Below are 22808 nucleotides of genomic sequence, written 5' to 3'. Positions count from 1 at the left end.
ATAGTATGGACGAAGACTGTTTACTGAAAGTACAGCAGAGTAAGTAACCTCAGGTGTGGATAAGGGTTTTGGAATAGAAAATGTTATTGAAAATAAACTTACGTACAATCCAATGATGATATTTTGTTCAATATCAAGGCGCTTTTATGCGGTAATAGCGGGCTATTACAAATGAAAGCAACGCCGAGAGTGAGAAAAATAGCTTTATTGGGCAAAGTCGCTTATCCAGAGCTGAGGTTAAGGACTATTCATTGATACGATTGGTGCCAAATTAGCATTCAAGAGACTGCGGTAACAGTGTTTAGCGTTGTGAATATGGCGAGGGTTAAGGAAAGTATTATCAAGCCAAATATAGGTTTGTGATTTGATTGGAGAGTGGAGTATGTCATTGGGAGAGTTATTCGCGCTTTTTGGTGCGATGTTAGTTGTTGCACTGGTACCAGGGCCTGCGGTCTTTGCTGTTGTGGCAAGAACGTTTTCATCTGGGTTTAGCCGAGGTTTGATGATGATCATTGGGATCACATGCGGTGATTTCATTTTTATATTACTGGCGTTATATGGATTGTCTGTGATATCCGAAATGATGGGGACTGCTTTTTTATTTATTAAATATGCCAGTGCTGCGTATTTAATATGGCTAGGATGGAACTTGTTAAGGTCTAAGCCCACAGAGCAAGATACGCATGAGTTGCCAGAATCTTCACTGTTCACAAACTTGATAACGGGTTTAATGATAAATTTGGGTAACCCAAAGGCGATCGTTTTTTATGTGGGACTGTTTCCTGCATTTATCAATGTCAGTCAGGTAAATACCGTTGATGTTTTATCAATAATGGCCGTTGCAACGGTTGCTTTTGGCAGTGTTAATTTATGCTATGCATGGTTGGCTTTAAGGGCGAAAGGGCTGATAAAAGCTCCTAATGGGGCATCCCTAATTAATAAATTGGCAGGTACAGTTATGGTGACAACGGGTGGCATAGTTGCTGTTAAAGCCTAGTTAACCTCAGCTCTGGATAAGCGAATTTGCCCAATAAAGCTATTTTTCTCACTCTCGGCGTTGCTTTCATTTGTAATAGCCCGCTATTACTGCATAAAAGTGCCTTGATATTGAACAAAATATCATCATTGGATTGTACGTAAGTTTATTTACAACAATATTTCCTATTCTAAAACCCTTATCCAAACCTGAGGTTAGTTAAAAATACAGAGGTAAGGGTTACGAATACAATCGCGTCGGTTGATAGTATAAAACCATTCACTTTGAGCAACAGCGGAGCCACTTATTCATTATGACTAAGTGGCTCTGTCATGTTAGTTAAATGTTTTGCTGAAGCCCATATAGTAAAAGCGGCCCCTAAACGAATAGAGGTTGTCATCTGTTGATGTGCCATTGGCTTTTAAAAATGGCGGCTTTTTATCAAATAAGTTGTGAACACCAAAATGAATGTCAACATCGAGATTATCTACATAATAGCCAGCTTGGAGATTATGGAATAAAGTTGAGTCCATTATATCGTCAGAGGCAGCTTCAATTTTTGAATTATAGGTTGCGTCCCAAGTAATTCGGTAGTTGTCTATAGACCAGTCAACTTGCGTATTTACTTTATATTCAGGAATACTGCCAAATGCAGAGTCATACATTCCTACAACATCTCGAAATTCGGTATCGCTGGTATCTTGAACCTGAAACTCGTTCATATAGGTTGCATCTAGGTTAAACCGCCAAGTACCAAGGTTGTTTTCCAAAAGATAATTGATATTTAAATCAAAGCCTGACAAGTTGCGTGATGCAATATTGTTGGATGAAGAGTAAATGGTTTGAATATATCCAGTGCCATTATTACTGCGAATAACTGCATTCGCAAACTCTGGGTTACCGTTGACAAATTGATCGACAACATAGCGAGAACTGGAGAATACAACGTTAGATTGCTCTATCTCAAAGTAATCGAGCGTAATCGAAAGGTCATCTAGCGGCGCTAAAACAAGCCCTAAGGTCATGTTGTCAGACTCTTCAGGCTTAAGTGCTAGATTTCCACCGCCGATGATATCATTACTTTGAATTTCATTTTTGCTGAACGCGGGGTTTAAGTTGGCACACCCTGCAATACTGGTGTTAACGTAGTTTGAGTCGTTATTTGGGTTGCATGGGTCGTAAATATTGGTATTGATGCTGGATGTTCTGCCTTGATACATTTCAGCCATGGTTGGTGCTCTAAACCCTGTACTGTAACTTCCGCGTAATTTTAAGGATTCTATAGGCTGGTAAATAATACCAAACTTGGGATTAGTGGTAGTTTGGTCTATATCACTGTAATCACTATATCGTACAGCAGCTTCCAAATTGAGATCTTCAAAAACGGGAATAGCCAGCTCCATATAATACTCTGTAATTTCTCTGACTGGTGATACAACCGGTGTCACAGAGCCGCCCCAAGACACATCGAATGTCGCTGTACGCTGAGCTTGGTCAACGGTGAGAGAGAGTTGATCTTCGCGATATTCTGCACCAGCCGAAAACATCATTTCGCCTGCAGGTAGCTGCATTACAGGGCCTGCAATACTCGCTTGAATAAAGCTTAGATCATTTTTGTTTGTTCGTGACGGTGCAGTCGTGTTGATAAAATCTAACATTTGTGGTGTCACTGAGCCTTCAGGGCCAAAGACGTTGAGCGCGACACAATCAGGGTCTGCAGCAGTTTCACACTCGTTCGACAGCGCGCGTTCAATTTGTATTAATGAAGGCTGCGGGCCTCCTTCTTGAACTAGTTTTGCGCTTTGACTTGAGTATACTAATTCCCAATCGTAGTCTTCAGCGACCATGCCTTGAAGGCCAAAAGTGTACCGTTGAATCGTATTGTTTGATTTATATATGCGAGACCCATATTCACTAAAGCGTTTAGCGACATTACCTGCAATGCCAAACGGGTTGTATTTTTGCTGCGCACCAACACCAAAGTGGTTGCCATCAGCATCAGGGTAGCGTTTAAAGGCATTTGGTGTATCTACATTGGTACTATACCAACCAGTATCAGTGCCCGGAGGTGCTTGATTACCTTGCACAAATCCATCGTGAAATGACAATTCAGAGAAAAAAGTAACATTGTCGGATAGCTGATAATCGACAAAAGCGTAAACACTGGTTGTTTTGTTGTCGTTTGCACCAGATTGCGCTTCTCGATAGTTATAACCTTCTTTTGTGTAATCCCATGCGATAGCTTGGCTTGGATTCGCTGCATCGGGCACGGTCCAAGTGCCATCACCTAATCCAAAGCCCGTTAATTTTGGATTGGGTGCTGTTCCAGAGCGACCATTACCACCACCAAGATAGCTTTGATCCGCATCTTTTGTCATATAGCGGTCTTTTTCTTCCCATCCGTTGTTATTACTTGTGGATGCTGCAATTAAGATGCTGGCTTTGTCGGTAGATATGCCTGTCACAAAGCCGACTTTTCGCTCGTCAGCGTCTCCACGCGACGAACGACCATAATGCCCCGTGATTTTAAAACCGTCATACCCTCGACTGGTGATGATATTAACTACGCCCGCAATGGCGTCTGAACCATAAATAGCAGACGCCCCATCTTTTAATACTTCAATTTGTTGAATAGCTTCAAAAGGGATGGATGAAAGGTCAACTAAGCCGTCTTCATCAGAGCCTACGAGACGTCTACCGTTTAGGAGGACAAGTGTATTAGTGGCTTCAATACCACGTAAAGTGGCTGTTTGAATGTTGTTGCTGCCTGCGCTACTTTGGTTGTTCGCTGTTCGCCCTGTCAGTGCAGGAAGACGCCTTAAAGCAGAGCTGACATCGCTGATCCCAAGGTTCGTTAAATCCTCTTTACTTACCACGGTGATTGGTGATGTTGACTCAACTTCTGCTCGCGCAATTCGGGAGCCTGTAACCATTATTTTTTCAATTTTTTGCGAGTCTTCAGCTGCGATAGTCGGAGTTGTCATGCTCGCCAGTATGGCTAAAGAGAGCGATGATAGTTTAAATATTTCAGGTTTTTTCATAGTAAGCCCCAATTCCTTGTTTTGTTATGCAGATTGCTTTTTATTGTTTTGTTTCACATCGTTTTGTTTGTTAGGTGTCGATAGTGAAGTTGCAATATGACATATTGAATACAATATACACAAGTGGTAATAAGCTTAAAATATGACCTGTTGATAAAGTTTATTCGTTCTAAATACAACTAAATAAAATAAAATCAGTATGTTAAGGTTTATTTATTTTCCTTGTGTTTACGTGGGGGAAATGAGATTTGTGTATTTTGCCCTGCGGGTACCATCTGGTATTTGGGCTTAATGAAGTTAGTATGGACAACACCTAGACTTTTGGGAAAGCGAATATTTAGCAGATGAATGGATGATAGTGAATGTTCAGCGCTGACGATAAACTCTTTGAATTTAGGATGTGATGGTGCGGTTTTAGGATATGATATTGAGACTGGTTTTAACGTAACAGCTTGGTTATTAAGTATCAGTGATGTTTGTGATGTTATGATTTCTCCTAAAAAAGTATCTTGTTGCTTTTTATTTAATTTTAACGGCATGATGCGTTCGATATCGCCTAATAACCATGCTTCGCTGTTTTGTAATTTCGCTGTCCAACGTGCTACATCGACCCAAATTCGGATCTCAAGGTGTCCATCTCTGAGCGTGACTCTGGCATTGGTTTCGTGTAATTCATGAGCCGTCACAGAGGGGGTAAACAGCACCGAATAGCTGAAAATGAAAAAAAATAACCGCACTGAAAAACTGTGTTTAATATAAAAAGTGGCGCTTTTCGTCATAGATACCTCAGTTGTAGGTGTTTTTTATAATACGTTATTGGAACTGATGCACGGCGATATATATAAGCATCACATAAAACAGAGATCCGCGCTTCAATCAAGCTCTGCTTGGTTGATATGCCTATTTTGTGGAGCTCTGCAAAGGGTACCACTTTCAACTATGCCACCATTACTGACTGTTTTCTGCTCAAAATCATAGCAATAGGCTTGTGTACTTGAAGGGGTATACGTTACATAATATTGCTGCCCATTATAGGTATAACTCATGGTGCGGCTGCCGGTGTTACTGATTGTATGGGTTAGGTTTTCAACACCCCCTTGTGGGGGGGTGAGGTTTGCTCTTATGGCGCTATTAGGGCCACTTAGTGGGGCAACTCTAGGTATAATATTGGTATTAATTTCGCCAACAAGGCACTGAAAAATGTAAGGTGGCTGAATAGATGTGTGATATCGATACCCAAAACTCTCATCATTTTGTCCGTTACATACATCTAGAGTGCCTGAGCTTATCACACTCCCATCAGGGTTATTATGACCATATAGGGGATAACCATCATAGGCCCACCCAATAATTGTTTGATCAGTGATACCTACAATACTATTCATCATACAAGTGGGTGCTGTGTGGTAGTGGTAATCGTCTCCTCGACCAGCATGACCACCACAGTTATCAAGTTGACCTGTAACAACGGTGTCTTTGCTTGGATCGTAATTATATACATCTAATTCTCCAGCGCTTGAGTAATCGTAAATGGGCACACCGTTAACAGCGACTCCTAACGCGGCATCCATAGTGGTTAACTTGCTTGCACGTTGTGGCAGCAGTTTTATCGGAGCCGCATAATTCGTTGCTGGTACGGGGATCTGCTCATTGGTGCCCGTAATACCATTCATTAAATCATGAGTTGGATATGTATCAGATGATATATACGCGTGGTCAGTATCACAGGTCACATGTACTTTACTATTGAATCCAGAATTAACAACAGACTGCTGAATCATTTCGCATCGGGTTAGATCCGTCTGTATATCCCGTTCGTAGTTGACTGAAAGTTCACTTGACACCAGTGTGATGTTACTGATTGCACTAAGTAGCGTAGAGCGGTCGACCGGTGAGCTATTACTAAGTTCGGGTGCAGCTGATAACGCATAAAGTGTAAATTTATAAGATTTTAGACCTGTTTCCAGCGAACAAGGTGCTGCGTATGCATTGAGGTTATTAATATTATTAACCCCAAGGCTACCCTGGGTTTCATTTGCCGATACACCGTTAATGTCTGTGTCTATATTGTACATAACCCAATGTGACTGAATATCGTCCTGTACGGCGGTATGATGCATAACCAGTGCAAGCTCTATGGTATTGTCTGGTATTCCTTGCCAATTTAGAGGAGGAGAGATGCCTTCACCGTCGCAGGTATAAGTGTTGGGTAACATTCCCCCGTTCTGCATAGCAGAACTCCCGAGCGAAAAAGAAACTGGATCTGTGACTGTAATATTCGCTTGCTCAGCGATACTAGGGTTGCTGGTAGTTACGGTAATAATCGCTTTACCAGATGAAATGCCGTTGACTATCCCTGTATTAGAGACGGTTGCAATCATCTGGTCGCTCGATGCCCATGTGATATTTTTATTGGTCGCGGCACTCGGTAATATCGTTGCGATTAATGTTGTAGTTTCACCTGTTGATACATTTAGTTCATTGTTTGAAAGTGTCACGCCGGTTACAGGGATTGTTTCAGTGGTAACCGTGATATGAGTTTGCGCGGTAAATTCGCCATCATTGGTGGTGACTGTTATTGTCGTACTTCCTTCTTTGTGAGCCACAAGCGTTCCGCTAGCAGTAATTGAGGCGATAGCTGTATTACTCGAAGACCATAACACACTTTTATTTGAGGCATTATTTGGCGAAATATCCGCCCCAATGGTTAAGGTATCATTAATGCCTAATGTCGTATCGCTGAGAGTCAGCGAAACCCCTGTCACTGGGACAAATGATGCAGGTACCACAATATTTGCTTTTGCAGTGAAAGCACCGTCTTGCGTGCTGACGGTAATAACAGCACTACCAACAGAATTAGCTGTGACAGAACCATTATTATCTACGCTGGCAATTATTGAACGACTTGAAGACCACGACACATGTTTATTGGTGGCGGTGCTGGGTGAAACCGTTGCAATTAATTCAACGGATTCACCGATTGCGACAGTGACATCGCGTGTTGATAATGCGGCCCCAGTGACAGGTGTTATCTGCTCAATAACGGCGAGACTCGCGTGGGCAACAAATTCACCATCATTGGTTGTCACTGTTAGTATCGCACTACCTGCTTTATTTGCGGTGACAAGCCCATCATTTGAAATTGAAGCCACGCTCGGATCGCTTGTAGACCAGGTCACACTTTTATTCGACGCATTGCTTGGTGAAATAGTGGCTTGCATACTGAAGGTATCGTTGATAGCCAATGTTGCATCATTGGTGTTTAATGATACGCCAGTGACGGGAATAGTTACTTTAGGTACGATGATATTGCTTTGAGCCGTAAAGGCGCCATCGTTGGTGGTGACACTAATAATCGCACTACCTTCAGAATGAGCTGTAACTAACCCGAGGCTATTTACATTAGCGACTGCAATATTACTTGAGGACCAGAATACATTTTGGTCTGACGCATTACTTGGTACCACAAATGCGCGTAAACTGAGGGTGTTATTAACATTTAGAATAGCGTCGGCTAAAGACAGGGCAATTCCGCTTACTGAGACTGTGGCAGCAAATACGGTTATAGTTGTTGTGGCGCTGAAAGAACCATCGTCGGTTGTGACGGTGATAACCGCACTACCTTCTGCAATTGCGGTTATCAACCCTGTGCTGGCTATGTTTGCCACACTCACATTATTAGACAACCAGCGTATATTTTTATTGGTAGCCGTAATGGGTGTAATAGTCACTGGAAACGCAACAGTTTCGCCTACAGCCAATGTGACATTGTTGGTTGATAAAGCCACACCCGTTACTTTAACGACGGAACTGCTATCGTTCGAGTCTCCTGCTGGGCTATTAGAGGCCTCACCACAAGATATTAATAATACGCTAATAATTATGCAAAAAATAGGATAAGTAAGCTGCGCCATAGTAATACCTTTTGGTTTTGCAATTAAGTTTAGTCGGGTTACGACAGTTGCGGTAATTTACTTATGTACACTGTGATTCATAAATGCGGAAAAATAATGAAACAGTGCGTTGCGTTATTTACATAGGGGGTCTTAATCCTTAAAAAGATACGGTATCGGTTGTTTTAAGAGCTTGTATTTGTAAAATACGAGCTTTATTTCTGATAAAAGCTTTACTGTCTCTTTTGCAAAGATGGATTCGCTAAATAAAACTAATTTTGATATGTTTATCCGTGATATTTCGCGAGGTAATAATATGTCAAATGTAGTCAAACGATTCTTAAATGACCCTGAGCTGTTATTAAATTCAGTGGGAGAAGGTATTTACGGCTTTGATCTTTCAGGAAACGCCGTATTTATTAATCCAGCAGCCGAGAGAATGACTGGGTGGACAGCTGACGACTTGCTGGGAAAAAAAATTCATCAGTATCACCATCACAGTCATGCAGATGGTACACCATATCCAGCAGATGAATGCCAAATCTATTGCACAATGTTTGATGGAAAGCATCGACATATTAAAGATGAAGTGTTTTGGCGAAAAGACGGAAGTTGTTTTGCTGTGGAATATACATCTACACCGGTTTACAGAGAAGGCGAATTAATTGGGGCGGTCGCGATATTTCGCGATGTATCTAAGCAGCATGACACTGAGCGAGCATTGCGTGATGCCTTGTCACAAGTACAGTGCTTAAGTGAGCAGCTAAAAGATGAGAACTCCTACTTACTATCGGAACTAAATGCTGATTGGCAAGATTCAGGCTTGGTCGGCAGTAGCCATGTTTTTCAAAAGATGCTTGAGCAAATTAAGTTAGTTAGTAAAACAGACAGTAATGTATTGATTTTAGGAGAGAATGGCACAGGAAAAGAGCTGGTGGCGAGAAATCTGCACCGACTAAGTAATCGTGAGTCTATGCCGTTTGTGAAAGTAAATTGTGCTGCCTTTACCCCAAGTTTACTTGAATCTGAGCTATTCGGACATGAGAAAGGTGCGTTTACGGGAGCGAATGATAAACGTAAAGGTCGTTTTGAATTGGCAGATAAAGGGACCATTTTCTTAGATGAAATAGGCGAGTTACCCTTAGAGGCACAAAGTAAATTACTACGGGTATTGCAAGAACGAGAATTTGAACGGGTAGGAGGAAGTGTCACATTAAGTGTAGATATTCGTGTCATTGCAGCAACCAATCGAGATTTATGGTCTATGGTTGAAAGCGGTTCATTCCGTATGGACCTATATTATCGGCTTAATGTTTTTCCTATTAAGGTTCCTGCTTTACGTGAGCGAAAAGAAGATATTTCGGTGTTATGTGCTAACTTAATTTCGCAACTCAATATACGCTTAGGTAAGCAGCTTAAGGGGGTTGCGAAAGAAACACTTAATAAACTCCAAGCATATGATTGGCCAGGAAATATTCGAGAGTTACAAAATATATTAGAGCGGGAAGCAATATTGGGTAATCACAGGCTGTTGCATTTAAGTCAGCCGTTATTGAGTGATGATAATATTCATCAAAATGGCAGTTTATTACTGGCAGATGCAGAGCGTTCTCACATTTGTTCTGTATTGAAATTGTGTGAGTGGCGTGTGGCTGGAGAAAAGGGGGCAGCGAGTAAGTTAGGTTTACCTGAAAGCACACTCAGATCAAAAATGAAAAAGCTGGGTATTGTCCGAAATCCGTGATATATCGCGGTGGTGCGTTAAATATCGCGACTTAAGGTGTTGTTAATTTTTAATTTTAAAAATATATCAATAACTTACTGAAGTTTCAGTTTGGTCTGAAACTTGCAAATATCAAGCTGTCTATTGTCAAAGTAAAGCAAGTACTATGAAGTTTGATATAAAAGAAGAAGATATGATTATTAAGCCCTATAAAACCGATGGGCCAATCTATATTCGAGAGCAAAAAGGTTTTTTTCAAAAGATCCGTCGTTATTTGAGTTGGGTGTTAATGATTGCTTTTATTGCAATACCCTTTATTCCATATGATGGAAAGCAAGCCATATTACTGGATGTGGCAACGCAGCAGTTTAGAATATTTGGGGCAACATTTTTACCTCAAGACTTTATGATTTTAGCGTGGATATTTATGTCAGGGGCTTTTGCGCTATTCTTTGTCACTAATTGGTTAGGTCGAGTCTGGTGTGGTTACATATGCCCTCAAACGGTATGGATGCTTTTGTTTACATGGGTTGAGCACAAAACGGAAGGCACTCGAAATCAGCGTATAAAGCTGGACAAATCTGCTTGGTCTATTGGAAAAGTGCGCAAAAAAGCAATCAAACACAGTTTATGGTTAGCGATCTCATTGTTCACAGCAACCTCTTTTATGGCTTATTTCATTCCAGTAAAAGTGCTTTATTCAGAAATGTTTACCCTGCAATGGTCGGGAATAACAAGCTTTTGGGTTTTCTTATTTGCATTTTGTACATATGGAAATGCTGGTTTTTTGAGGGAAAAAATGTGCACAGTGGCATGTCCTTATTCACGCTTCCAATCAGTCATGTTCGACAAAGATACGTTAGTGGTGACATACGATAGTGTCAGAGGAGAGCACAGAGGACCTCGTAAACGTAAGGACGAGCCAGCTAAAGTAGGGCTGGGTGATTGCGTAGATTGTAATTTGTGTGTTGACGTATGTCCGGCCGGTATAGATATTAGAAACGGTTTGCAGTATGAGTGCATTAATTGTGGTTTATGTATTGATGCGTGTAATGACACGATGAACAAGTTTGGTTATGCGAAGAATTTGATCAGTTATCAAAGTGAAAACCAAGCTGAAGGTAAAACCACCAATCCATTCAGGCTCAAACTATTAGGTTATGCCTCTTTAACCGCTTTGCTTCTTGTTACGATGGTTATTTGGGTCTTTAATCGCACACCAATTGAAGCATCAGTGATCAGAGATAGAAATGCATTGTATAGGATGAACTATGAAGGTTTAGTTGAAAACCCATACACACTGAGCATTATAAATAAAACCCAGCAGACGATGAGTTACCATATTAGTTTGAGTGGATTGGATAGTGCTGAGCTAAAAGTTCCCACACGGATAACAATTGAAGGCGGGCAAATGGATTTAGTGCCAGTTACTGTTATTGCCGATGGTTACGAGTTAACGAAAAAGTCGACTGCGATTAAATTTACGATTGATGCGCTTGAAGATAGCAGTATAACGATTACGAAAGACAGTTACTTCTACAAAAATTAGTTTCTAGTTAATACTTCCCCCCAAAACTTTGCGCGGTTACTTCGGTACCGCGTTTTTTAATTGTGCGTTTATACACAGTAGGTTTTCTTTTATGTGCATATCAATAACTAAAAATTGTCGGTAAGCTTACGTCAACAGTTAGAGTTTAATTAGAGGGTTTTCATGATCCGTAATTCAAGAAATAGCTATGGCTGGATAGCCATTGTGTTTCATTGGCTAAGTGCTTTCGTTATTCTTGGTATGTTTGCATTAGGGTTATATATGGTCGATTTAAGTTATTACGATCCCTGGTATAGGGATGCATTAACGTTGCATAAGTCGATTGGAGTTCTGGTGGCTGTATTAATTATACTGCGTTTAATATGGAAATATTGTAATGCACAAGTTGGCGAAATTGAAAGTCATAGAAAATTTGCAAAGCTGCAAAGTAGGTTAGCATCTTTTGCACAAGTGGCGATGTATCTATTTCTGTTTGTATTGTTTGCTTCTGGCTACTTAATTTCAACCGCTGATGGGCGGGGCATTGACGTATTTAATTTATTTATGCTGCCGAGTATGGGCGAAATATTTGATCAACAAAGTGATATAGCAGGGTTAGTTCATTTATATGTGGCGTGGACATTGATAAGTGTTGTGTCTATTCATGCATTGGCTGCGCTATATCATCATTTTATCTTAAAAGATTTAACATTAAAAAGAATGTGTATTCCACAAACGGAGAAATAATATGAAGAAATTAATTATAGTTGGTGCTTTAGCGAGCTGTTTAGCATCCAATATGGCGAGTGCAGCAAATTATGTGATTGACACTAAGGGTGCTCATGCTTTCATTAATTTCAAAATTAAGCATTTAGGTTACAGCTGGTTACACGGTCGTTTTAACCAATTTGAAGGCGAATTTAATTATGATGCTAAAAAACCAAATGACTCCGCGATAAAACTTGTTATCGATACTGGTTCAATTGACTCAAATCATGCAGAACGCGATAAACACTTAAGAGGGAAAGATTTCTTAAATGTAAGTAAATATCCCAAAGCGAAGTTTGAAAGTACAGATATTACGTTTAATGATGCAACGAAGGGCACGGTAACAGGTAATTTCACTTTACATGGGGTAACAAAGACCATTCACTTCGATATTCAAAAGTTAGGAGAGGGGAGTGACCCGTGGGGGGGATATCGCACTGGTTTTGAAGGGAACACAAAAATTAAACTGGCAGATTATGGGATAGAGTATGATCTAGGGCCTGCGTCAACACATGTCGATCTTGGTTTATATATTGAAGGGATCCGAAAGTAATTGAGTTAGTGTAAATGGCTGTTCAGTTGTGCTTTGAGCTCATTGGGCAGCCATTTTAACATTACATCATTGAATTTCTGGTTTGCATAGAGGTGTTTCAACGCAATGTTGAGGTGTGATACTAACTGTGTGCCGGCGCTGTTTTTTGTACAACCAACATAGCCATGTGTAATCGCATTGGTTTCTGCAATGATAAGCTGTGCTAACTGATCTTTATCTTTAAGTGTTGTTTGTAAATGGTAGTGTTCACTTGGATATCCAATAATGATATCTAGCCTTTGTTTTAGAAGCATATAAGTTAAGCTTTTTAACGGGTCTTTACCAGGGCGCAAAAGCAATTGTTCGCTCGGCAACTCAGATAAAATAGTATCAATTTTCTTGCCAAAAGATCGATTTAAGGCAACGCCTACTGTGAGCTTATGTTCTTTTAATAAATCAATAAGTGACACTTTTTGACCTGGTTTTAAGTTGAGGGCTTTAATAGTATCTTTTCTGAGTGACATTGATGGTGAGAGGCCAATGGTTGAGTAATGGTCTGTAAATTGGATGAATTGTTGTCTTTTTTTCGTTTTATATAATGACACTATACAACGCGTTTTACTTGGATTTGAAAGCTCGTGAATTGCTCTGCTGGCTGGTAAAACGTCCGATACAAATTGGTAATTTGGCATCGCAGTTTGTAATAAGCTAATAATTTGCTCATCTCGTCCGGCGCCTTGTAGTTCACCGTTAAGTATATAATATGGGGCAAAATCAAGTTTTATCCAGTTGATTGTGTTCGCATTTGTAGTGCATACCCAGCAAAGTATTATAATAGCAATTGTTCGCAATGCTTCATCACTAAACTGTTTGACATAAAATAAGTGTAGCAAAAACAAATTTTTGAATATGAGTAATTTTGTAAACTTGCTGTAATAAAAAGCAGGAAAGAAATTTACAAACAAAAAACCACTGCTAAGATTAATTATACCAACCTAATTATATTACGCTGAAAGCACACTTATATGTTTGGTTTTAATGGATTGATAATGATTAACCGTTTATAAGTTTAGTGTGTCAGTTGCTTTGCAGTTATATTTTTCGATAAAATCGGAGGTTGGCGTAACAGATTCTAAATATAAACTCACAAAAAATAGAGTACATAATATGGTTACGCTTATTGTAAGTGACATTTTTGGTCACACCCCAAATCTTAATGCGTTCGCTGAAGAGCTTGATTCTAAAGTTATCATTTGTTCCCCCTATACGAATTTTCAAACCTCAGTTGGTCAGACAGAAAAGCAGGCCTATGATTTATTTATAGCGACAATGGGCCATGATGGCTATGCGTCGAAAGTGAAGGAAGTACTGATCCATGAACAACCAGATTTTATTATTGGATTTAGTGCCGGTGCGGTTGCTGCATGGCGTGCGTTAGCGGCGACCCCATTGAAACGGGTTCAGAAAATGATTGGGTTTTACCCCGGGCAAATTCGGAATTACACAAATTTACGACCTCGATGCCATGTCGATTTGTATTTTCCACATAAAGAAACACATTTTGATATTTCACCAGTGATCTCACAACTCAAAACAGTTTCAGGTGTCCAGTGTATACGAACAAGATACAGTCATGGTTTTATGAATGCACTTTCACAAAACTTCAACAAATACGCATATCTTCACTATACTAATTTGTGCGATCAAGAAGTAGTTGTCGTTCAAGACTCACTTGCAAATCATCAAGTGGAAGTCACATTATAACGAGAGAAAAAGGACATCAGGCAATGACTGAATCACTGTATGGGCGTTATCAACACTTTCCTGGGAACCCGATAGCGAAACCCCCTTGTAGAATGCTAAACGCGATGATGTACGGCTTTTTTATTGAAGGGTCATACGGAAAAATTAATGAGTTCATTAATACAACATTAAATAGTGTCCCTTCCAGTGAGTTTTATTTTAAAGCCCTTTCTTCATACTGTTTGCTTACGTTTACTGATATTGAAAATATCGCTTCTAAGGTTGCTCCGTTTAGTAATTACGGTTGGATGCAAGAAACGGATATTATTGTGTGGTTACCTGTTGCACAAGTCACAAAAAACAATCAAAAAGTAACGCATATTTACTGGTACCCAGCTTTTATTGCGGTCAATAATATTAATGCATTGGTTAATGGCAGAGAAACTTGGGGGTACAATAAGTATCAATGCCGTTATGAAATGCCAAGCAGCCATCAGCAAGCCAACTATTTCTCAATTAGCCTTGATACATTCCATCCATTTACCCCAGAAACACAAATGGGTTGGCATGAGCTGCTCACTGTTAAACGGGTTGCTGATGATGACACATGGTTTGAGGAATTGGTTGAGATTGGCCATGAAATATCCCAATTATTACATTCTAGTTGTGAAGACGTAAGTATCAGCGCTGATTTGATAAAGCAGTTTTTATCTGGTTTTAAAAACCCACAAATGGATCAGGTTTTATTTAAACAGTTTCCAGATGGGTTCGCGAATGAAGCTGTTTACAAGGCCGTTGTTCACTCACCATCAGCCGTAAAAAAAATTCATAAAGTCGGTTTTTTAAAGGATGAGTATCAAGTAACGATTAATCGTTTAGATGCATTTCCGTTTGACGAAATGTTTGGTATTGCACTTGGAGCGCAACAGGCGATGTTGCCTTATTACGTGTGTATGGATTTTGATCAAGATGGTGCTTATGAAATTGTAACGTCTCGCCAGTAAACATTTCAATTACTGCTTACAAGGAAACCTGATTATGACTCAGCAAAAAGTTGCGATTTTGGGTGGAGGGGTGGCTGCCATGACTGCAGCTGTTTATCTAACTGAAAAAGACAATTGGCAAGATAATTATGATATTACGGTATATCAATTAGGATGGCGTTTAGGGGGAAAAGGCGCAAGTGGTAGAAACGCTGATATAGCAGAACGCATTGAAGAACATGGATTACATGTTTGGTTTGGTGCTTATGTAAACTCATTTAAGACCATTGAAACGGTTTACAATAAGCTAAACCGGCCCCCTGAAGTTCCATTAAGCTCTTGGCAAGACGCATTTAAGCCGCATAGTTTTGTCGTGTTACAAGAATACATAGAGAATGAATGGCAAACTTGGCCTGTGGACTTCCCCGTCATAGATGGGAATCCGGCTGACGGTACCTTAGACCTACACTTTTGGCAATTAGTTGAAATGTTAGTCGCTTGGCTACGTAAGTTTATTGACACTATCGAATTTGAAGTAAAGCAGGCAAATAAGCAAACAAAACTGCAAACAACCAAGCGTCGAGATAGAGGACTCTTACAGCATTTAGCATCACAAATACGTGATGCGTATGATGATGTCGAAGAGGAAGTTGAAGAGTTTTTTGAAAGTGCTCATGATGAATTAAAAGAGATTTGGTCAACCCCTGCAATTTTAGGCCAACAGCTACAGCGATTATTGACATTACGTGCAAATGATAAAGAGTTAGGTGAACCAAAAGACAGGTTAGTTGTGTGGTACTTGGTACGGAAGCTGAAGCGTTGGCTCAATAGTGAAGCAGTTGAAATGTTGGATGACAATGAAAATATTAGACGTGCTTACATTTGTGCAGATCTAGGTATTGCTATGGTAACTGGACTGATTAAAGATAAGGTATTTTCAAAGGGCTTTGGCTCAATTAATCATTTAGATTTTAAACAGTGGCTTAAACAAAATGGTGCGAATGAAAAGTACAGTGTTGAGTCGGCACCTGTTAGAGGGTTTTATGATTTGGTATTTGGCTATGTTGATGGTGATTTTGATAATGGGAATGTAGAAGCTGGCGTAGCATCTTTGGCGATGTTGCGTATCATATTATGCTATCACGGTGGGGTAATGTGGAAAATGCAAGCGGGCATGGGAGATGTCATTTTCTCCCCTATATATGAACTGTTAAAACAGCGAGGGGTGAAGTTTGAATTTTTCAATCAGGTCGAAGCATTGGTACCAGAAACTGACCCAAATGGCAGCCAGTATATTGATGAAATACAAGTAAGTCAGCAAGTCGCGCTGGTCAATGGGCGTTATGAACCATTGGTCGATGTAAAGGGACTACCTTGCTGGCCTTCACAGCCACAATTACATCAAGTAGTACCAGAACAGGCAGCATTAATACGCGAGCATAATATTAACTTGGAATCATTCTGGACCAATTGGCCGCAAATATATGAAGCTGAATTTGGCCACCCAATTCCGACAAAAACCCTGAAACGTGGTATTGACTTTGATCAAGTGGTGTTTGGTATATCTGTAGGATCGTTAGTGCATTTATGTCCAGAGTTACTGCAACGGGATAGAAAATTAGCTGCTCAAGCTCAGCACGTTAAAACGGTTGCAACGCAGGCCTTTCAAGTTTGGATGAATAAAACGGATGAGCAATTGGGCTTTAATTATACTCCCCCAAGTGAAGAACGACCTATTTTGAGTGCCTTTTCACAACCGTTTGATACATGGGCTGCAATGTCGAACTTATTGACGAAAGAAGATTGGCCTGAACCTGGCCCGGTAAATATTGCGTATTTTTGTAGTGCATTTAGCTGTGATACTTATCCACCATCAACGGATCATGAGTTTGATGCGATACAAAAAACACGAGTGAAGCAAAATGCATTAAATAAACTGAAAGAAGAAATGCAGCCTTTATGGCCTAATGCATATATTAATGATGAATTTGATTGGTCTGTATTGTACTCACAAGGCCAGCAGTTAGATGAAGCGAGATTTGATAGCCAATACTGGCGTGTTAATGTTGACCCTTCAGAGCGGTATGTATTGTCTGTAAGTGGAAGTAGTGAGTATCGACTTGCGACGGATGATACCCTGTTTAAGAATTTGTTTATTACTGGAGATTGGATAAAAACAGGGGTAAATGCAGGTTGTGTTGAGGCTGCTGTCATGGCAGGGATGTTGACAGCAAGAGCGATATCAGGTTATCCAGAGACGATCTCTGGTGAGTTTGGTTTTGAGCCAGATGGTACCTAAATTAGTAATGTTATTGCACAGTTTAGTGTCGCTACACATAGAAAATTTGTGATTAAGTTAGCCTGTACTTTTATGTTTTTTGATGAAAGTTAACATGAAAGTACAGGTTTGTACGTTTAACGCACAGCTAACTATATATCAGTAAATTATTATGCTCTGTACCTGTTGATATTTTTGGGATGGTATCACATTTGAACTATACTCATGACCAGCAACCTAATGATTTGCAATATAAGAGTATGGAAATGACTAAATCTCTCGCCTTCAATTTTATCTTTTCTTCAGCCATCGTTGGGATTTATAGCCCAGAAAGTCTTGGCAGTGATGACCGAATAGAAACCATCGAAATTTATGCACAAAAAAGGGCACAAACTATTGATGAAGTTAGTATTGCTGTCTCTCATGTTACAGGTCAAGAAATCACAATACGAGGCGTCAAAGATGCGACTGAATTAGGTCACTTTGTCGCGAACATGAAGATTAGTCAAAATGCAGCAGAAGGAACGCCTCCGGCTGTTAATATACGAGGTGTTGGTTTAATTGATTATAATACGGCCAACACGTCCTCAGTCGCGATGTATATTGATGGCGCATCGGTCGGTTCTGCAAACAACCAGTTAGTCGATCTCTTTGATATTGAGCAAATTGAAGTGCTTAAAGGGCCACAAGGAACGCTATTTGGACGTAATAGTACTGGAGGCGCAATATTAATTCGCTCGGCTAGACCAGATGCTGGTAGTTATGGATATATAACTGGCGGCGTAGGAACTGATGATTGGCAAAAGCTGCAAGGTATGTATAACCATGCAGTGGATGAAGAATCAGCAATACGCTTGGCATTTAGCCATACAAAGTACGAGTATACGAGTTATAACTTATTCGAACCATCACCAGAGGCTGGCTTAGAGCAAAACAATGCACGTTTAAGTTATTTAGGGGAGTGGGACTCAGTCAGCGTTTACTTGAAGGCACATTATAGTCATTGGAATGGCATAGTGCAGCCAGTGGGTAGTATTGGTATTTATAGTGATCCAGTGAATCAGGTAAAGTGCTCGGCAAGTTTAGCGAGTCAAGGAAAGTGTGTTGATAGTTTTGGCTTTAACGATGGCAGTGATGACTTTTGGGCAGTAAGCGTTAATAATGATTCTCCTCACAATAGCATTGGTAAAGGGTGGACTGCGGAAGTTGACTGGCAAGTTACAGATACCGCTCAATTAGTATGGGTTAACGCATTTAGTCGACTAGATAGAGAACATGCATTCAATTGCGATGGTTCGCCGGCGAAGCTGTGTGAAGGCAATATGGGGTTAAAGGCTGAGTTGCTAAACAATGAGTTGAGGTATCAAGTACAACTTGGTGAAGACTACTTAACCACTGGCTTATTTTTGTTAGAAGAGCGCCTATATCAGGATAACAATAATGATTTAGGAAGAGATTTACGAGGCACTCCCTTTGGTGCTAATTCTGCAAAGTTTTATTATGACAATGATATTAAGTCTAAAGTCACTGCATTGTTTGCGCAATACGAGTGGCAATGGTTACCCTTAACTAGGATCACTGCGGGGTTACGTTACAGTGATGAATCAGTCGAGTACGACTCGGTGTCAAACATTAACGTGGTAGTTGATCAAACAATGACGGAAGGTGTGTTGTTACCATTTTATCATGTTGTTGGTAAAAATGATGATGATGGATTTTCGGGTAAAGTTGCCATTAATTATCAATTAGCTGCCAACAAAATGCTCTATTACAGTTTTGCTAATGGAAACAAAAGTGGGGGGTACAACGGCGGGTATTTATCAAGCCCTGAGCAGGCAAAAGAAGCTGACTATGGCCCAGAGTCATTAAATGCGCATGAGCTAGGTGCTAAAGTCACGTTGCCTGATGTTAACCTTAAACTCAATGGCGCCATTTTTTATTATGATTATCAAGATCAACAAGTTTTTATGAATCAGCCAGCTACTGCACCAGGCGCACCGCCTATTCAGTTACTTGAAAATGTCGCTGCGTCTACTATTTATGGCGCAGAACTAGACCTGGAGTATGATATTAGTAATACCATGGTGATCAAGGTTGGCGTAGGGTACATCCCACACGCTGAGTTTGAAAACTATACAGATCCCCTTGGTGTTACATTGTCAGATAAACGCCTTCCGTTTACGTCGGAAATAAATATCAATGCACAACTAAGCTATGAATATACGATTGGTCATAGTGTATTGACTAGCTCATTAGGTGTTGATTATCAATCAGAGTATTATTTTGACCAAAATCAGAGCGAGTATGCTATGCAATCAGGTTACGCTCTTTGGCATTTTAACACCTTGTATCGATATGAAGATTGGCAAGCTAATTTATGGGCGAAAAACCTCTTTGATCAGGAATACAGCCATTTGAAGTTCGACTTGAGCCAATTTTTAGGCATGTTAGAGGATTTTAAGGGAGAAGGTCGCCGAATTGGGGTGGATTTTACTTATCGATTTTAACGACCTAAGTTGATTTTTAATGAAACCATCATATTTAAAGAAGCCTCTGAGGCCGCTTGTTTATCTTGTTGAGTGAATCAAGGCATAGTATGCACGTATTGATCAAGTTGTTTGTGGTATTGAGTTTTATATTGTCCTTGCCAAGTTTTGGTGAGTCCTTTTCTTATGACAAACAAAAACAAGATGTAAACTTACATGATCATGCTATGTTATTGTCTTCAAAAGATAATACACGTTTTCCTGATTCGTTCGACTCGATTGCAAATTGGTCAAGTGATCTTGAGGTCTTACCATCAACAACTTTGTTTTCAGGGCGTTACTGGTTACTCGTAAAGCTGACGAACAACACAGAGCAAGAAGAGTTAGTGCTTTATCCTTATAATACGGTGGTGTCGAGTATTGAAACTCGTATTTATAATAAAAATGGTGAAGTACAACGTTATTATACTGGCGGGAAAAACCCAAATGAGTTTGCTTTCCATTATGGAAATACCATCCGTTTAAAGCCTGGTGAAACTTACTACCTAGTTACCATGTTTGAAAGTGATTTCTTTTATACCCCGACCAAGTTGGTAATTAAACCTGTCGCTGAGTTTAAACAATTGGTTGTGCAAGAAAACTTAATCATGATCTTGTGCTTTGGTGTTGGCATTGTATTAGGGCTCTATAATTTACTTATTTATATTGGCTCTAAGGATGCCACGCACTTGTATTATGCAATTTTTACAGGTGTCTGGGTATTTGCTTGGAGTCACTTCTTTCACATATCTGATCAGTTATTTGGTTTTTATTCTGCCCACTTACACTGGCTTGGTTTTGCGTTAGCACCTATTGCAAATGTATTGTTTTATAATAATTTACTAAAACTCAAAGAAACTCACCCTAACTTATCGACACTGTCCATTTGGGTTGGCGTTATTTCTGCCATTGGATTGCCATTTTGTATTTTATTTCCGGGTTTTGGCTTCTTATGGGCAACGGTGATGACAGGTACTGCTTTATGTTTAGGCATGTACGCTGGTATTCGATGTGTGTTAGATGGCTTCATTCCAGCACGGTACTTTGTGCTTGCATATATTGCTATGATGGTGCCAAACATGATTGGTAATTTGACTAACTTGGGTGTTTTGCCGCCATCAACGTTGAATTTATATTTGTTAGGTCTTACAGGAATAGCATTAGATGCTATGTTGCTGGCATTTGCAGTGGCAGATAAGTTTAGGTTAACCAGTGAAGAGAACATTGAGTTAAATAAAAATTTAGAGTCAAAAGTCTTAAAGCGTACTTATGAGTTAGAACAACTGGCATCTGAATTACGTGACGCCAGTGAAGCAAAAAGTCGATTTTTGGCAAATATGAGTCATGAGATCCGTACACCCATGACATCCATTATTGGTTATGCTGATGGGATCATGTTAGGCGATATAAAGCCTCATGAGCGAAACCATGCTATTAGTGTTATTTTACAAAACTCACGACATGTATTGGGCTTAATTAATGACATTCTCGATATGTCGAAGATAGAAGCGAATCGTTTAGAAATTGAATTGATAGAAGCAAACTTATTCCACTCTATAGCACATGTTGAGTCTTTATTAGGCAAGCAAATACGCGATAAAGGGTTAGAGTTTGAGCTTAACTACCACTTTCCTCTTCCCGATTTTGTAGTTATTGACCCGACAAGGTTGAGACAAATATTACTTAATCTGACATCGAATGCGTTAAAGTTCACCACGGTTGGAAAAATTTCAATAGACGTAAGGTGTGAAAACGAGCGGTTACTTATTTGCGTTAAAGACACCGGTATTGGCATGGCAAAAGATGAGCAAAAAGAGCTATTTAGTGCATTTTACCAAGCTGATTCATCCACATCACGTAAATACGGTGGCACAGGGTTAGGGCTCAATATTTCAAAGAGCTTAGCACGCAAACTGGATGGTGACATCGATGTAGAAAGTGAAGTAGGGTCTGGTACTGCATTTACATTGCGATTGGGTTTATTTACGACTGAAAAAACGCAGTGGGTTGATAGCTTTGAACAAGTTAACCAAAGTCGAATTGATACTGAGCAACCACTTCACACGCAAGATGAATTAAATGGAGATGTGTTACTTGCTGAAGATCACGGTGATAATAGTCGGCTTATTAAGCGTATTTTAGAGCGAATGGGTTTAAATGTTACCACTGTTGAAAATGGTCAATTAGCGGTACAAGCAGTTTTAGATGGGGAGTTTGATTTGATTTTAATGGACATTCAAATGCCCGTAATGGATGGAGAGCAAGCACTTAACTTTATTCAAGCAACAGGATGCAGTACGCCAGTGATAGCTTTGACAGCGAATACCATGCGTCATGAAATTGAGCGCTATATGAAACTTGGTTTTACAGATCATTTGTCAAAGCCAATTGATAGGGCTCAATTTAATCAAAAAGTGAGTCATTATTTGAATATCGCTGTGGACGATGAACTTGATTTACCTGATGAAGAGTTTGAAGCATTAAAACAACAGTATATAGCGGGTTTGTATGAGCAAAAAGTGCAATTACAAAATCAACTCAAATATCAAGATATCGATGGCTTATCAAAGTCGATACATGCCATTAAAGGGACCGCGGGCATGTTTGATTGTGAAGAAATTCATACCCTTTCTTCAGATATAGACATTAAGCTAAAAACAGCAGACATGGACGAGATTGAAAGTAAAGTCAGAGATCTCATTAAAGCGATGGAAGTGGCAATATCACAAGCAGAATGCGATAAAGCAGGCTAAATTATCAAGTAGGCTTACAAATATATTAGGGGCTGTAGATCTTTGCTGTTCTATTTTTGTTCTCT

At 39.9% G+C, this 22808-nt stretch carries 14 protein-coding genes; 10 read left to right on the top strand and 4 right to left on the bottom strand.

Translation table 11 applies throughout. The features are described from left to right. Positions 1-364: 364 nt before the first annotated feature. Positions 365-997, top strand: a complete 633-nt coding sequence (locus J8L98_RS13830) for a LysE family translocator (RefSeq protein ID WP_225738341.1) — start codon at positions 365-367, stop codon at positions 995-997. A 314-nt stretch (positions 998-1311) separates the two neighbouring features. On the opposite strand, the gene J8L98_RS13825 is transcribed toward J8L98_RS13830, so the two are convergent. The 3 genes from J8L98_RS13825 to J8L98_RS13815 form a co-directional block, all read right to left on the bottom strand. Next, positions 1312-4017, bottom strand: a complete 2706-nt coding sequence (locus J8L98_RS13825; protein ID WP_210996889.1) for a TonB-dependent receptor — start codon at positions 4015-4017, stop codon at positions 1312-1314. A 209-nt stretch (positions 4018-4226) separates the two neighbouring features. Beyond that, positions 4227-4796: a hypothetical protein gene (locus J8L98_RS13820; protein WP_210996888.1), complete on the bottom strand. Its 570-nt coding sequence runs from the start codon at positions 4794-4796 to the stop codon at positions 4227-4229. Between the two features lie 93 nt (positions 4797-4889). Beyond that, positions 4890-7931 (bottom strand): Ig-like domain-containing protein, encoded by a 3042-nt coding sequence (locus J8L98_RS13815; protein ID WP_210996887.1) that lies wholly within the window; start codon positions 7929-7931, stop codon positions 4890-4892. A gap of 295 nt (positions 7932-8226) precedes the next feature. Between J8L98_RS13815 and J8L98_RS13810 the strand changes: the two genes are divergently transcribed. The 4 genes from J8L98_RS13810 to J8L98_RS13795 all read left to right on the top strand — a co-directional run bounded on the left by J8L98_RS13810 (position 8227) and on the right by J8L98_RS13795 (position 12482). After that, complete coding sequence (locus tag J8L98_RS13810) at positions 8227-9654, top strand: sigma 54-interacting transcriptional regulator (RefSeq protein ID WP_210996886.1); 1428 nt, start codon at positions 8227-8229, stop codon at positions 9652-9654. 145 nt (positions 9655-9799) lie between these two features. After that, positions 9800-11182, top strand: a complete 1383-nt coding sequence (gene ccoG, locus J8L98_RS13805) for a cytochrome c oxidase accessory protein CcoG (protein ID WP_210996885.1) — start codon at positions 9800-9802, stop codon at positions 11180-11182. A gap of 162 nt (positions 11183-11344) precedes the next feature. Further along, complete coding sequence (locus J8L98_RS13800) at positions 11345-11908, top strand: cytochrome b (protein ID WP_210996884.1); 564 nt, start codon at positions 11345-11347, stop codon at positions 11906-11908. Position 11909: 1 nt separating this feature from the next. Further along, positions 11910-12482: a YceI family protein gene (locus J8L98_RS13795; RefSeq protein ID WP_210996883.1), complete on the top strand. Its 573-nt coding sequence runs from the start codon at positions 11910-11912 to the stop codon at positions 12480-12482. 5 nt (positions 12483-12487) lie between these two features. Here the strand turns inward: J8L98_RS13795 and J8L98_RS13790 are convergent, their stop codons facing one another. Continuing rightward, positions 12488-13354 carry a TIGR02285 family protein gene (locus tag J8L98_RS13790; protein ID WP_247682559.1) on the bottom strand — a complete coding sequence of 289 codons (867 nt, stop codon included), beginning with the start codon at positions 13352-13354 and terminating at the stop codon, positions 12488-12490. Between the two features lie 274 nt (positions 13355-13628). Between J8L98_RS13790 and J8L98_RS13785 the strand changes: the two genes are divergently transcribed. The 5 genes from J8L98_RS13785 (at position 13629) to J8L98_RS13765 (ending at position 22743) form a co-directional block, all read left to right on the top strand. After that, positions 13629-14225 carry a hypothetical protein gene (locus J8L98_RS13785; RefSeq protein ID WP_192507845.1) on the top strand — a complete coding sequence of 199 codons (597 nt, stop codon included), beginning with the start codon at positions 13629-13631 and terminating at the stop codon, positions 14223-14225. Positions 14226-14248: 23 nt separating this feature from the next. Beyond that, a complete protein-coding gene (locus J8L98_RS13780; RefSeq protein ID WP_192507844.1) occupies positions 14249-15208 on the top strand; it encodes an acetoacetate decarboxylase in 960 nt (319 codons plus the stop codon). Positions 15209-15242: 34 nt separating this feature from the next. Beyond that, positions 15243-17486, top strand: coding sequence for an NAD(P)-binding protein (locus tag J8L98_RS13775; RefSeq protein WP_210996882.1), 2244 nt, complete (start codon positions 15243-15245; stop codon positions 17484-17486). Between the two features lie 245 nt (positions 17487-17731). After that, a complete protein-coding gene (locus J8L98_RS13770; protein WP_247682558.1) occupies positions 17732-19972 on the top strand; it encodes a TonB-dependent receptor in 2241 nt (746 codons plus the stop codon). Positions 19973-20061: 89 nt separating this feature from the next. Beyond that, positions 20062-22743, top strand: a complete 2682-nt coding sequence (locus J8L98_RS13765; RefSeq protein WP_210996880.1) for an ATP-binding protein — start codon at positions 20062-20064, stop codon at positions 22741-22743. Positions 22744-22808: the final 65 nt, after the last annotated feature.

The sequence above is a fragment of the Pseudoalteromonas sp. MMG013 genome, assembly GCF_018100885.1.
Classification (GTDB): Bacteria; Pseudomonadota; Gammaproteobacteria; order Enterobacterales; family Alteromonadaceae; genus Pseudoalteromonas; species Pseudoalteromonas aurantia.
This window is presented reverse-complemented; position numbering and strand designations above follow the sequence as displayed.